The organism is Streptomyces ossamyceticus, assembly GCF_001418475.1.
In the GTDB taxonomy this organism is placed as follows: Bacteria; Actinomycetota; Actinomycetes; order Streptomycetales; family Streptomycetaceae; genus Streptomyces; species Streptomyces ossamyceticus.
The window spans coordinates 1-14156 of sequence record NZ_LIQX01000139.1 but is presented as its reverse complement, the minus strand read 5'-3'; the positions used below and the strand labels follow the sequence as shown (position 1 = coordinate 14156).

At 70.6% G+C, this 14156-nt stretch carries 11 protein-coding genes and 1 pseudogene; 7 read left to right on the top strand and 5 right to left on the bottom strand.

Going from position 1 to position 14156, the window contains the following annotated elements; genetic code table 11:
- The 3 genes from AOK15_RS12120 to AOK15_RS12110 all read right to left on the bottom strand — a co-directional run.
- Positions 1–1294 (bottom strand): NAD(P)H-dependent oxidoreductase subunit E (locus AOK15_RS12120; protein ID WP_055515771.1); only part of this gene is annotated, 1294 nt, incomplete at its 3' end.
- Positions 1295–1299: 5 nt separating this feature from the next.
- Entirely contained in the window at positions 1300–3225 is a 1926-nt protein-coding gene (locus tag AOK15_RS12115; RefSeq protein ID WP_055515769.1) for a molybdopterin oxidoreductase family protein, read from the bottom strand.
- Positions 3226–3262: 37 nt separating this feature from the next.
- Positions 3263–4234: a 2-dehydropantoate 2-reductase gene (locus AOK15_RS12110; protein ID WP_055515767.1), complete on the bottom strand. Its 972-nt coding sequence runs from the start codon at positions 4232–4234 to the stop codon at positions 3263–3265.
- 213 nt (positions 4235–4447) lie between these two features.
- On the opposite strand from AOK15_RS12110, the gene AOK15_RS12105 reads away from it, so the two are divergent.
- From AOK15_RS12105 to AOK15_RS12090, 5 genes are all read left to right on the top strand, one after another.
- Positions 4448–5206, top strand: coding sequence for a hypothetical protein (locus AOK15_RS12105; RefSeq protein ID WP_157870216.1), 759 nt, complete (start codon positions 4448–4450; stop codon positions 5204–5206).
- A 102-nt stretch (positions 5207–5308) separates the two neighbouring features.
- Entirely contained in the window at positions 5309–6643 is a 1335-nt protein-coding gene (locus tag AOK15_RS12100; RefSeq protein WP_055515763.1) for an OFA family MFS transporter, read from the top strand.
- The gene (locus tag AOK15_RS48775) at positions 6609–6746 is read left to right on the top strand and encodes an MFS transporter small subunit (RefSeq protein ID WP_420876894.1); all 138 of its coding nucleotides are present in this window, start codon (positions 6609–6611) and stop codon (positions 6744–6746) included. Before AOK15_RS12100 ends, AOK15_RS48775 begins: the two co-directional genes overlap by 35 nt.
- Positions 6747–6896: 150 nt before the next feature.
- A complete protein-coding gene (locus AOK15_RS12095) occupies positions 6897–7847 on the top strand; it encodes a beta-ketoacyl-ACP synthase III (protein WP_055515761.1) in 951 nt (316 codons plus the stop codon).
- Positions 7848–8018: 171 nt separating this feature from the next.
- A complete protein-coding gene (locus AOK15_RS12090; protein WP_055515759.1) occupies positions 8019–8696 on the top strand; it encodes a GntR family transcriptional regulator in 678 nt (225 codons plus the stop codon).
- Positions 8697–8703: 7 nt separating this feature from the next.
- Here AOK15_RS12090 and AOK15_RS12085 read toward each other — a convergent pair whose 3' ends face one another.
- Complete coding sequence (locus tag AOK15_RS12085; protein ID WP_055515757.1) at positions 8704–9924, bottom strand: hypothetical protein; 1221 nt, start codon at positions 9922–9924, stop codon at positions 8704–8706.
- The gene (locus AOK15_RS12080; RefSeq protein WP_055515755.1) at positions 9921–12719 is read right to left on the bottom strand and encodes a WD40 repeat domain-containing protein; all 2799 of its coding nucleotides are present in this window, start codon (positions 12717–12719) and stop codon (positions 9921–9923) included. Before AOK15_RS12080 ends, AOK15_RS12085 begins: the two co-directional genes overlap by 4 nt.
- 307 nt (positions 12720–13026) lie before the next feature.
- On the opposite strand from AOK15_RS12080, the pseudogene AOK15_RS12075 reads away from it, so the two are divergent.
- Together AOK15_RS12075 and AOK15_RS46690 are read left to right on the top strand one after the other, a co-directional pair.
- Positions 13027–13927, top strand: a pseudogene (locus AOK15_RS12075) (ROK family transcriptional regulator); the annotation flags it as partial.
- Between the two features lie 2 nt (positions 13928–13929).
- Positions 13930–14156, top strand: a 227-nt coding sequence (locus AOK15_RS46690) for an ROK family protein (RefSeq protein ID WP_240508395.1), incomplete at both ends; no start/stop codon positions are given.

Genomic DNA, 14156 nt, shown 5'->3' with positions numbered 1-14156 from the left:
CCGCGTACGCGGGGGCGCCCATGGTCAGGATCGGCAGGACGTTCACCAGCGTCTCGACGTTGTTCTCCACGGTCGGCTTGCCGAACAGGCCCTTCTCCACGGGGAACGGCGGTTTCGAGCGCGGCTCGCCCCGGTAGCCCTCGATGGAGTTGAACAGGGCCGTCTCCTCGCCGCAGATGTAGGCGCCCGCGCCCCGGCGGATCTCGATGTCGAAGGCGTAGCCCTGGCCGAGGACGTCGTCACCGAGGAGTCCCCGCGCCCGCGCCTGCGTGATCGCGTGCTCCATGCGCCGCAGGGCGCGTGGGTACTCGCCGCGCAGATACAGATGGCCCTGGTGGGCGCCGGTCGCGTACGCGGCGATCGTCATCGCCTCGACGAGGGCGAACGGGTCGCCCTCCATGAGTACCCGGTCCTTGAAGGTGCCCGGCTCGGACTCGTCCGCGTTGCACACCAGGTAGTGCGGGTGGTCGGGCTGCGCGGCCGTGGCCTGCCATTTCCGGCCGGTGGGGAAGGCGGCGCCGCCGCGTCCGACCAGACCCGAGTCGGTCACCTCGCGGATGACACCGGCCGGGCCCAGCTCGAAGGCGCGGCGCAGGGCCGTGTAACCGCCGTGGGCGCGGTAGTCGTCGAGGCTCGTGGGGTCCACGACACCCACCCGGGTGAGGAGGACGAGGCCGTCCTGACCTGCCTGGGGCACCGCCGTCACGGCCGGCGGCTCCTCGTCCGCCGAGTCGGGCGCGCTCCCCGCGAGGACGGCGGACCCGACGGTCGCCGGTGCCGCCACCGCCGTCCGCACCGGGTCCCCGGCCTTGATCGCGAGCGCGGCCGGCGCCCGCTCGCACAGTCCCAGACACGGGCTCCGCTGCACGCTCACCCCGCTGCCGGGTCCCAGCCGCGCCTCGACGCCCGCGCACAGCTCCGCCGCACCGGACGCCGCGCACGCCAGGTCCGTGCACACATGGAGCACGGTCGCGGGGCGCGGCCGGACCGAGAACATCGCGTAGAACGTGGCCACGCCGTACGCCTCCGCCGGCGGCACCGTCAGCCGCCGGCACAGGTAGTCCAGCGCGCCCCCGCTGATCCAGCCGACCCGGTCGTTGATCGCGTGCAACCCCGGCAGCAGCAGGTCGCGGCGGTCCCGGGCCTCCCGGCCGCCCCGCGCCCACCGCAGGTCGGCGGCGCGCATCTCGTCGCGGGCCGCGCCCTCCCAGGAGGACTCCGGCGGCCCGAGCAGCGCGTCGACGGCCGCCTTCTCCTCGTCGGTGGGTTTGCTGTCGCCGATGTGCAGGTCCACTTGCGTCACCTCACGATGGTCGCGACGGGCAGCTTCTCGATCCGGATCGCCGACGCCTTGAACTCCGCCGTCCCCGCGATCGGGCAGTTCGCCTCGATCGTCAGCTGGTTGGTGTCCACCTCGTCGGGAAAGTGCATGGTCATGAAGGCGAGCCCGGGCCGCAGCGCCAGATCGATCCAGACGGGCGCCACCACCGACCCGCGCCGCGAGGACACCCGGACCTCCTCGCCGACCACGACGCCGTAGCGCTCCGCGTCCTCCGGGCACAGCTCGATGTACTCCCCGCGCCGCAGCGGCGAGGCGAAACCGCCGCTCTGCACACCGGTGTTGTACGAGTCGAGCCGTCGCCCGGTGGTCAGCCGGATCGGGTACTCCTCGTCCGTCAGGTCGACCGGCGGATCGTGCCGGACAAGCCCGAACGGTGCGGGCCTGCCCCGCCGCCCCGGGTCCCGCTCCCACAACCGGCCGTGCAGATAGGGCGGTTCGAGCCGGTCGGTGCTCGGGCAGGGCCACTGGATGCCCTGGTGCTCCGCCAGCCGCTCGTACGTCATGCCGTAGTGGTCCGGCGACACCGACCGCAGCTCGTTCCAGACGGCCTCGGCGTCGGCGTACTTCCACTCGTGGCCGAGGCGGCCGGCGAGGTCGCAGAGGATGTCGATGTCCTCGCGGGCCTCACCGGGCGGGGTGAGCGCCCTGCGGACCCGCTGGACCCGCCGTTCGCTGTTGGTGGTGGTGCCGTCCGTCTCCGCCCAGCCGGCGGTCGCGGGCAGCACCACGTCCGCCAACTCGGCCGTCCTCGTCAGGAAGATGTCCTGGACGACGAGGAAGTCCAGCTGCCCCATGCGGCGTACGGCCTGCTCGCTGTCGGCCTCCGACTGCGCCGGGTTCTCCCCGATGCAGTACACGGCCTTCAGCGAGCCCTCCTCCATCGCCTCGAACATCTCCGTCAGGTTCAGCCCGTGGTGCGGCTGGATGACGGTGTCCCACGCCGACTCGAACTTCAGCCGGGTGCCGGGGTCGAGGATGTCCTGGAAGCCGGGGAGCCGGTTGGGGATGGCGCCCATGTCGCCGCCGCCCTGCACGTTGTTCTGGCCGCGCAGCGGCTGCAACCCGGAGGCGTAGCGACCCACGTGCCCGGTCAGCAGCGACAGGTTGATCAGGGCCCGTACGTTGTCGGTGCCGTTGTGGTGCTCGGTGATCCCGAGGGTCCAGCACAGCTGGGCGCGCTCGGCGCGGGCGTAGGCGTGGGCCAGCTCCCGGACGGCGGCGGCCGGCACGCCGGTCACCTTCTCGGCGAGGGACAGCGTCCACGGTTCGACGAGTGCCCTGTACTCCTCGAAGCCGGTGGTCGCCCGCGCGATGAACGCCTCGTTGGCGAGGCCCGCGTGGATGATCTCCCGGCCGATCGCGTGGGCCATCGGGATGTCCGTGCCGACGTTCAGCCCGAGCCAGCTCTCCGCCCATTCGGCGGTGGACGTCCGCCGTGGGTCGACCGCGTACATCCGGGCGCCGCCCCGTATCCCCTTCAGGACGTGCTGGAAGAAGATCGGGTGGGCGAAGCGGGCGTTGGAGCCCCACATCACGATGAGGTCGGTGTGCTCGATCTCCTCGTACGAGGAGGTCCCGCCGCCCGAGCCGAAGGCGGCGGACAGCCCGGCGACGCTCGGTGCGTGGCAGGTGCGGTTGCAGGAGTCCACGTTGTTGGTGCCCATGACGACCCGGGCGAACTTCTGCGCCACGTAGTTCATCTCGTTGGTGGCGCGGGCGCAGGAGAACATGCCGAACGCGCCCCGGTTGCGGGCGAGGCCGCGGGCGGCACGGTCCAGGGCCTCCTCCCAGGTGGCCTGCCGGAAGGGCTCGTCGCGGGAGTCGCGGACGAGGGGGTGGGTGAGCCGGGTGTAGGTCTTCGGGCTGCGGTCGCGTTTCCTCATCGGCCTTCCCCTGATGTCATGCCGCGCTCCCCGGAGGTCATGCCGCGCTCCTGAGCGCGAGCAGGTCCGAGATGGCGTGGACGGTGCGGAGTGTGGGCACGTCGACGCCGCCGATGTCCGCCAACTCGACGACGGCGGCGAGGAGCACGTCGAGTTCCAGCGGCTTGCCGCGCTCCAGGTCCTGGAGGGTGGAGGTGCGGTGGTCGCCGACGCGTTCGGCGCCGGCCATGCGTCGCTCGATGGACACGCCGACCTCGCAGCCGAAGGCCTCGGCGACGGCGAGCGTCTCGGCCATCATGGTCTCGATGACCTTGCGGGTGCCGCCGTGCCGGCACATCTGCCGCATGGTCGCGCGGGCCAGGGCGCTGATCGGGTTGAACGAGATGTTGCCGAGCAGCTTGACCCAGATGTCGCCGCGGATGTCCGGTTCCACCGGGCACTTCAGTCCGCCCGCCACCATGGCCTCGCCGAACGCACGGCAGCGCGCCGAGACGCTCCGGTCGGGCTCGCCGATGGAGAACCGGGTGCCTTCCAAGTGCCGTACGACGCCCGGCCCTTCGAGTTCGGTCGCGGCGTAGACGACACAGCCGACGGCCCGTTCGGGCGCGAGCACCGCACTGACCGCACCGCCGGGGTCCACGCTCTCCACCCGGTGGCCGTCGTGCGGGCCGCCGTGCCGGTGGAAGTACCACCAGGGGATGCCGTTCTGGGCGGCGACCACCGCCGTGGTGCCGTGCAGCAGGGGCTCGATCAGCGGCCCGCACGCCGCGTACGAGTGGGCCTTGAGGCCGAGGAAGACGAAGTCGACCGGGCCGATCTCGGCCGGGTCGTCGGTGGCGTGGGCGCGGGCGGTGAAGTCGCCGCGCGGGCTGAGCACACGCACCCCGTCCCGCCTCATGGCCGCCAGATGCGGTCCACGGGCGACGAGATGCACATCGGCGCCCGAGCGGTGGAGCGCGGCGCCGACATAGGCGCCGATCGCACCGGCGCCGAGAACTGCGACTTTCATGGCGGGGGAGCTCCGTTCGGTCGAGGGATACCGCGGAGATGACGTACTGCCGAAATCTGTCGACGAAATATTGTCTACAGTATGGAAGTTCGGCCAGCAAGGGGTCGCGCGGCGACGGGAACCGACCGGAGGCCGGGCGCGCTCGCTCGGCTTTGGTCTCGGACATGTCCATGTCCTAGGGTTCCCGGCGAGAACGATCAACGGGGTGAACGAATGCGTGTGACAAGGGCCTTGGCGGCCGTGTTGGCCGCCGGTGCGATGGTCGTGTCCCTGGCCGGATGCGACGACAAGGACCAGGCCGGCACGAGCCCGGTCGGCAGGGAGCGGGCCGGCGAGGACCGAGCCGACAAGGACCTTGCCGACAAGGACCGGACCGGCGAGGACCGGACCGGCGAGGGAGAGGCCGGAAGCGGTGACGAGGAGTCCGTCGTGACCGGGCAGCGCAACGGAGGTGCCACGAGTGACCTGCCGGGCGGGCTGACCACGCGGCAGAAGCTCATGCTCGACAACCTCCCGGAGTCCGGGTCGGTCATGGCGGCAGGTGAGTACCTTCAGCGGTTCACGACCTGCGAGCAGTACAGCATCGATCCGGCCGACACCCGCTACTACCCCATGGACGAGGAGTTCGACGAGAGCTGGGGCGTGCGCTTCCGCGGCACCTGCAACGACGCGGGCGACAGCTACATCCGTGTCTTCTGGACCGGGACGGACGGCATGAAGACCCTCCAGGAGGCCTACCGCGCCGACATCGCCGAGCGGATCAAGAAGTCACCGAGCGCGGGCATCGACGGTGGCTTCGCCATCGGCAGGGACTTCGCCGTGATCGCGCCGGACCCCGACACCGTGCGGCAGCTGTCCTCGTCGTTCCTGCTGGTCCTCAACTGCAACCCGAACTTCGAGCCCGTCGGCGACATGAGCACCGCGCCCGCGCAGGTGGACGGGTGTGTGCTGACGGACGACTTCACCGGCTGAGCCGTCCCGCACGACCGTTCGGCGCGCGTCGCATACCGTTCATCGCATACGGTCGACGCGCCGCCTTCTCAACTCCCCTGTCACTCCCTACCGTCCGGGATCATGAGTCCCCCCGTCGCGCCCGTGGGCTGGAGCCGCTGGCTCGTTCCCCCCGCCGCCCTCTCGGTCCATCTCTCCATCGGACAGGCCTACGCCTGGAGCGTGTTCAAGCCGCCGCTCGAATCCGCGCTCGGCCTCAGCGGCACGCAGAGCGCGCTGCCCTTCCAACTCGGCATCGTCATGCTGGGGCTGTCCGCGGCGTTCGGCGGGACGCTCGTCGAGCGCAACGGGCCGCGCTGGGCCATGACCGTGGCCCTGATCTGCTTCTCCTCCGGTTTCCTCATCGCCTCCCTGGGCGCGGCCACCGAACAGTACTGGCTGATCGTCTTCGGCTACGGATTCGTCGGCGGCATCGGCCTCGGCATCGGGTACATCTCGCCCGTCTCCACCCTGATCAAGTGGTTCCCGGACAGGCCCGGCATGGCCACCGGCATCGCCATCATGGGCTTCGGCGGCGGCGCGCTGATCGCCTCGCCGTGGTCCGCGCAGATGCTGGAGTCCTTCGGCGCCGACTCCTCCGGGATCGCCGTCGCCTTCCTCGTCCACGGACTGTCGTACGCCGTGTTCATGACCCTCGGGGTGCTGCTCGTGCGGGTGCCGCGCGGCGAGAAGCCCGTCCGGAGCGGACCGAGCGCCCTGGAGGGCCCGCAGGTCTCGGCCCGCGACGCCATCCGCACCCCGCAGTTCTGGTGCCTGTGGGTCATCCTCTGCATGAACGTGTCCGCGGGCATCGGCATCCTGGAGAAGGCCGCCCCGATGATCACGGACTTCTTCGCCGAGTCCTCCACCCCGGTCTCGGCCGGCGCGGCGGCCGGCTTCGTGGCGCTGCTGTCGGCGGCCAACATGGCGGGCCGCATCACCTGGTCGTCGACCTCCGACCTGATCGGACGCAAGAACATCTACCGCGTCTACCTCGGCGTCGGCGCCCTGATGTACCTGCTCATCGCCCAGTTCGGCGACTCCTCCAAGCCGCTGTTCATCGTCTGCGCCCTGGTGATCCTCTCCTTCTACGGCGGCGGCTTCGCCACGATCCCCGCTTATCTGAAGGACCTCTTCGGCACGTACCAGGTCGGCGCCATCCACGGCCGGCTGCTCACCGCCTGGTCCACCGCCGGTGTCCTCGGTCCGCTGATCGTCAACTGGATCGCCGACCGCCAGGAGGAGGCGGGCAAGAGCGGCCCCGACCTCTACGGCACCTCCTTCTTCATCATGATCGGCCTGCTCGTCGTCGGCTTCGTCGCCAACGAACTGGTCCGGCCCGTCCACCCCCGCTTCCACGTCCCCGCCCCGAGGGAGGCCGCCGATGTCGTCCAGCGACAGCAGCCCGAATCAGCCTGACCGGCGCCCACTGATCGTCCTCGCCTGGCTGTGGGTGGGCGTACCGCTCGCCTACGGACTGTATGAACTCGTACAAAAGGCCACGCAACTGTTCACCGCATAACTGCTCGGTCGAGTACGTGGATGTCCAGAGGTCTGACAGAAGCCCACAACATGGGTTCGTCTTTACTGTCGCCTCACTCGCCCCCCTACCCGCGGGTCACTGCGCAGACTGGTGAATCCCGCTGACCACAGGCTATGAGGGGGAACACCCATGATCGGCTCGCGCATCGCCGCCGTCGGCCACTACCAGCCCGCCAAGGTGCTCACCAACAAGGACCTGGCGGGCATGGTCGACACCAGTGACGAGTGGATCACGACCCGTGTGGGCATCCGCACCCGGCACATCGCAGGACCCGACGAACCCGTCGACGAGCTGGCCGGGCACGCCGCCGCCAAGGCGCTCGCGACGGCCGGTCTCGCCGCCGCCGACATCGACCTCGTGGTGGTCGCCACCTCCACGGCCGTCGACCGCTCCCCGAACATGGCCGCCCGGGTCGCCCGCCGGCTCGGCATCCCCTCCCCGGCCGCGATGGACATCAACGTCGTCTGCGCCGGCTTCACCCACGCCCTCGCCACCGCCGACCACGCCGTCCGCGCGGGCGGGGCCACCCGGGCGCTCGTCATCGGTGCCGACAAGATGTCCGAGGTGACGGACTGGACCGACCGTACGACCTGTGTGCTCGTCGGGGACGGCGCGGGCGCGGCGGTCGTCGAGGCGGCCGACCCCGCAGCCGGGGCGCCCGGCATCGGGCCGGTGCTGTGGGGCTCGGTGCCCGAGATGGGGCACGCGGTACGGATCGAGGGGACGCCCGCGCGGTTCGCGCAGGAGGGGCAGAGCGTCTACCGCTGGGCCACCACCAAGCTGCCGCCCATCGCCCGCGCCGCCTGCGAGAAGGCCGGGCTCACCCCCGCCGACCTCGCCGCGGTCGTCCTGCACCAGGCGAACCTGCGCATCATCGAGCCCCTCGCGGAGAAGATCGGCGCCGTCAACGCCGTCGTCGCCCGCGACGTCGTCGAATCGGGCAACACCTCGGCCGCGAGCATCCCGCTCGCCTTCTCCAAGCTCGTCGAACGCGGCGAGATCTCCAGCGGCGATCCCGTGCTGCTGTTCGGCTTCGGCGGAAACCTGTCGTACGCCGGACAGGTCGTCCGCTGCCCCTGAGCACCGCCCTGGTGGTGATGTGACGAGACAGACGCGTCAACTCCCTGGCCAATGGGGCTCGTAGACTGTAGACGAAAGACAATCCATGCTGGCTGTTGACTTCGACTTTCCAGTACGGGCCGTTGACTTTCCGTGTGCAGTACACCCGGTGGTGCTCAGGAGGGGGACCCGATGTTGTCGACAGGACTGCCGCAAGGGGCCGTGCCCAAGCTCGAACGTCCCGGCCCGCTGCGCGACCGCGTCTACGAAGCCCTGCTCGAACTGATCACCACCCGCGCCCTGCGCCCCGGCCAGCACCTGGTCGAGAGTGAACTCGCCGGCCACCTCGGAGTGTCCCGGCAGCCGGTCCGTGAGGCCCTCCAGCGGCTGAACACCGAGGGCTGGGTCGACCTGAGGCCCGCGCAGGGCGCGTTCGTGCACGAGCCGACGGAGGAGGAGGCCGACCAACTCCTCACCGTCCGCACCCTGTTGGAGGCGGAGGCGGCCCGCCTCGCCGCAGCGAACGCCGGTACGGCGGGGATCACGGCGCTGGAGGAACTCTGCGCGGAGGGCGAGCGGGCCGTCGACGCGGACGACGTGGACGCCGCCGTCGCGATGAACGCCCGCTTCCACGCGAAGGTCATGGAACTCGCAGGCAACACGGTCCTCGCCGAACTCGCCGCCCAGGTCGACCGCCGCGTCCGCTGGTACTACACGCCGGTCGCCCGGCAGCGCGGCCACCAGTCCTGGATCGAACACCGCGCACTGATCGCGGCGATCTCCGCCCGCGACGAGCAGCGGGCGACGGACGTCATGCGGGCGCACACGGAGCACACCCGCAAGACGTACCACGAGCGTCCTCGGCCGTAGCGCCGGGTCAGGACTCCGTCGTCGACAGGTCGAACGTGGCGACGCCCCGATGGCTGAGCGCCACCAGGGCGTCGGGGCCGTCGAAGTCGACGTCCACGACTTCGCCGTGGAGATCGATGTCGGCGAGCGCCCGGCTGTCGATGCCGCTCAAGGTCGGGCCCCCGAATCCACGGGACACCGTCGACAGCGCCATGGGGAGCAGGAACCAGGCCAGCGGCTCAGTGCGGATCAGCAGGAACCAGCCGCAGAGGGCCAGGAGGTTGCCGACGCGGTTGACCCAGTGCCACGTGTGGATCAACCGCACGTCGGCGATGTGCACGGTGGATCCCTGGAGCAACGCGAGCCGTACACCTCGACGGATCGGGTGCGCGGCCGCGAGGTGCCCCGGGACGGCGAAGGCGAGGGTCTTGGACGGCAGGGCCTGCGGCTGCGGACCCACCCCGAGGGTCATCATGGTGTGCAGTGCGTCCTTGCCGGTGACGAGGGTGAGCGAGGCGCGTCCCGCGTCGACCAGAAGGCACTTCCGCACGGCCACCATGCGCGTCCCGACGATACCGACCAGAGCTTCTGCGCCGGGACTCCAAAGACGCTCGCGCCACACCTTGTTGAGGTTGACGGGGTAGGAGCTGCCATAAGGCATCCAGCCGCACGAGAAGCCGGTCGAGGACCGCGTGTCCTTTTCCCAGCGAAGCTCCCAGAGACTGCGTGAGGGCTTCGTGCCGAGAGAGGTGCGCGTCACCGTCGAGTCGTCCGCGCAACTGACGACGCACGGCCGCCCCCGGACAACGCCCAGGGACACCGACAGGACGCTGTTCTGATGGGCGGGGATCGTGACGGAGGACCATTCCGGGTCCTCGCCGAGGGTGAAGACACGGACGCATCCTGATTGCTCCCCCACGGCCACCAGGAGCCTCCGGCCCTGGCGGCGCGCCGCGAGTGCCGAGACGGCCGAGTCGCACGAGCCTATGGGGACGTCCGTTCCCTTCCTCAGGTCGAGGGCGGACACTTTGTCGCCGGAACTCATGACGAGCAGCGCCGTTCCGTGATGGGCCACGCAGGCGGTGTGCTCGGGTTCGTACGGGGCGCGGTGCCTGGCCACCACCTGCCCGTCGGTGCAGTCCCGCAGGACGACCTGGTCGGGGTGAACGACGACCACGACCCGGCGGCCGTCGAGTTCCGTGGTGTGCACGGCGATCGGTTCACCGAGCTGTTCCGTTTCTCGACTCACTCGGGCACCTCGGGAAAGTCCCAGATCCGTACCGCGCCGGAACGTTGTCCGGCCGCTATCACCACATGGCCGTGGCGCAGTTCCATGACGCGCACCTGGCTCACGGCCGAGCGCGCGTCGTAGAAGTCCGAGACAGAGAGGCCCGGCCGCGTCAGCGAGAAGAGTTCAAGTGGCTGGTCGCAGTAGTCGTGTCCCGCGATCGCGAAGGTGTCGCCGCCTCTCGTCCACACATCGACGTCCCGGACGGACTCGGGGCTCGTGCGGAGCTGCCGCGGGGCACCATCCGGACGGACCCGGTAGACGGTGTGATTGTCCTTGCCGACCAGGAACTGCGGGGGATCCGTTCCGGGAATGACCTGAATGCCCCTGGCGTAGCCGCTACCTCCGGAGCAGTTCTCGCTGAGGCCGGTCTCCAGATCGATGAGCTGGACGCCGTTCCAGGCGCTCACGACAGCCCGAGGTCTTCCCCCGACCGGGGTGACGACGACGGTCGCGTTGCTTCTCATGAAATCGCATGCGCCGTTCATGGGAAGGGAGGGGAGTTGGGTCGCTCCCAGAACGTCGAAGCGGTGCAGGAGACCCTCGTCGGTCATGCAGAACAACCGCAGCTCACCCGCGACTTCGGCGAACGTCACCGCACTCGTCTCACTGTCCGAGGCCGGATGACCGACGGTCCAGCCGCCGAGTGCCCGGTCGCCCCCGAACACGTCCCAGAGCTGGACCCGCGTCGCGCTGCTCGTCGCCAGGTACACATGACCGTTCCCGACCACGGTGTCCAGGCCGGTGATGTGCTTTCCCCCGGCGATCGTGCCGCTGATGACCGGACGATCGGCGTCGACGTTCCACACCTCGATCTCCCCGGCGTCGGACACGACCGCGAGATACTGCTCTCCGCCGTACCGGAACGCCGACATGCGGGTGACCTCGCCGGAGAGCTTGGTGAGGGTGTAGCCGCTGCGCCGCGGGCGCATGTCGACCCAGCGGGCCTTCCAGGGCGAGGCTTCGGGCACAGGGGACATGCGGGCCTGGAGCGTGCGTGCGTCGTGGGTGCGGACCGCCAGGTCGAGCGCGGCCGGCCGCAGCTCCGGCGCCGTACGGCGGAAGTCCGCGGCGGCCTGCCGGTAGGCGTTGATCGCCGAACGCACCTCCGACACGTCCCGGTCCGCGGACAACCGGTGACCGTCCAGCGCCCCGAGGAGCCGGTACGGGATCGCGCCGAGCAGGTACGCCGGGTCCAGCATCAGCTCGTCCAGGACCTCGTGGCCGCCGGCCTTGGCGATGTGCGTGGCGAGGTAGGCATGGGTGTAGAAGCTGGCCCGTCGCCAGTCGCGGGTTCCGTCGGCGTGGACCGGGGTGTGGTCGACGAGGTAGTCGACGAAGCACCGGTGCACCGCCTGAGGATCCGACACCGCGCGCAGGTGCTCCGCGAGGGACAGATGGTGGGGCTGGTAGACGGTGTGCCCCTGGTCCGTCGACCTGACGGCGTAGCTTCCCACGTGCTCGCGCAGCCAGAGCACGTCGTCGTGGTCGTAGCGCCGGCCCGCCATCCGGCCGGCGAGGCCCGCCCAGATGTCCTCGTCCGGCAGGCCGTTGCCCTCCGCGAAGGCCAGCGGACGCAGCAGGTCCAGGGCCCGCTCGGCCTGCTCCCGGCCGAGCCGCTCGGCTTGGTCGCGGGCGAGTTGTTCGGCCTGTTCCTGGTCGAGTTGGTCGGCTTGTTCCTGGCGGATCCGCCGGTGATGTTCCCGGGTGAAACGCTCGGTCAGGTCCCGCTCCAGGATCTCTCCCGGTAGACGCGGCAGTTCGGCCTCCCAGTCCGGACGCAGGTCGGGGGGTTCCGTACGACCCGCGAGCATCTGGGCCAGCAGGCGGCCCACCAGGAAGGACGGCCCCGCCACGTGTGCGATGCCCTCGGCCACTTGGGACACCGTCTCCGCGGACACCCGCCGGAACGGGCTCGCCTCGGTCGTTTGCCGCAGTACGTGCTCGACGTGGCGGCGCATCCCCTCGGGATCGGCGAAGCCGCCGTCCAGGTCGACCTCGTCGCACAAGTCGGCCACCTGGGCGGCCGGTTCGGTACGCATTCCGAGCAGCAGGCGTGCCGAACCGTCCAGAAGCAGTGGCTTCAGCACCGAGTCGACCAGCAACTTCGGCTCGACGGCCTCGTCGACCGCGTCGATGAGGACGACCGGGGTGGACGTCCCCGCCCGGCGAGTGGCATGGGCGAGGGCGTCGCTGATCACTTCCGCGCTCAGCCCGGCCGCGTAGATCACCGTGTTGAAGCTGTCCGGGGGCGGTAGCGTCTCCGCGTCGACACCGACCCGCTCCTTCGGCACGTGCGAGTGGCGACTGGGGTCGGACAGGGACGCGATCAGGCCCAGGACAGCCGTCTTCCCGGAACCCGGGGCTCCCGACACGACGAGCCCCGGCCGGTTCCCCGCCGGGTCGGTCAGCCAGGTCACGATCCGGCGCAGTGCCTCCCGCCGTCCTGTGAAGTCCCAGGTGACGCCGTCCGTCCGGACCGAGGCCCTCGCCTTCGGCAGGAAGTGCCGTGCGAACGCCTCACGTTGCCGCTCGGCCGAGGCCCGCTCCCGCTCGATCCGCTCGTGACCGGCCCGGGCCCTGAGGTCCTGTGCCGTGATGTTCTCCCCGCCCGTCCCGATGTACACGGTGGCGTGGCCGATGTTGCCCCCGGCGACGATGGAGCCGGTGCCCTCGGCGATCAGCGAGTGCGGGCGGGACCGGCCCCACGGAAGGCCGCGGCCCCGACCAAGGCCCCACCGAAGCCGCTCACGCAAGCCGTGGCCCCTCATGGAGCCGTCGCTGTGTCCATGCCGGTTTCGTATACCCGTCCGAGGCGTCGTACAAAGCAAACCGCCCTGGCCTGGGGTGATTTATGGCTCTGTGATCACGTGAGTCCGAGATGTGGCGGTAACCGGACGCTTCTTTGTCCTGTGAGTGGAGAAAGTTGGCGTCAATCTGTGCTCGACTTCTTCCCAGCTGTGGTGACCACTGCTACGTTCCCTGCGAAAGCAAGCCACACCGAGGTGGCCGGAACCCAGCGCGACACAGGCCGGTTGAGGCGGGGAGGGGCTCGTGAGACGGATGACGGCTCGTCCCGCGAACGCGCATCAGGCACGGCTGCTGAAGCTGTTGCGGGACGGCGGACCCCACTCCCGCGCGCAGCTCGGCGACCGGGTCGATCTCTCCCGGTCGAAGCTGGCCGTCGAGGTGGACCGGCTGCTGGAGACGGGTCTGGTCGTGGCCGACGGACTCGCCGCCTCGCGCGGCGGCCGACGCTCGCACAACATCCGGCTCGCCCCCGGGCTCCGCTTCCTCGGCGTCGACATCGGCGCCACCTCCATCGATGTGGCCGTCACCAACGCCGAGTTGGAGATCCTCGGTCACATCAACCAGCCCATGGACGTCCGGGACGGCCCCGTCGCCGTCTTCGAGCAGGTCCTCTCCATGGCCGCCAAGCTGAGGGCCTCGGGGCTCGCGGAAGGGTTCGACGGCGCCGGCATCGGCGTCCCCGGACCGGTCCGCTTCCCCGAGGGCGTGCCGGTGGCCCCGCCGATCATGCCCGGCTGGGACGGGTTCCCGGTGCGCGAGGCGCTCAGCCAGGAACTCGGCTGCCCGGTGATGGTCGACAACGACGTGAACCTGATGGCGATGGGGGAGCAGCACGCGGGCGTGGCCCGTTCCGTGGGTGACTTCCTCTGCGTCAAGATCGGCACCGGCATCGGCTGCGGCATCGTCGCCGGCGGCGAGGTCCACCGCGGTACGACGGGCAGCGCCGGCGACATCGGCCACATCCTCGCCGTACCGGACGGCCGCCCCTGCGCCTGCGGCAACCGGGGCTGCCTGGAGGCCCACTTCAGCGGCGCCGCGCTCGCCCGCGACGCCAAGGAGGCCGCCCAGCAGGGCCTCTCGGTGGAGCTGGCCTCCCGGCTGGAGGCGGGCGGCACCCTGACCGCCGTCGACGTCGCCGCCGCGGCCGCCGCCGNNCGAGGGCGGCAACCGCACCGGCCAGGTCATCGCCGGACTCGTCAGCTTCTTCAACCCCGGCCTGGTGGTGATCGGCGGCGGGGTGACCGGCCTCGGCCACACCCTCCTCGCCGCCATCCGCACCCAGGTCTACCGCCAGTCCCTGCCCCTCGCGACCGGCAACCTGCCCATCGTGCTGGGGGAGTTGGGGCCCACCGCCGGAGTCATCGGCGCGGCCCGCCTGATCA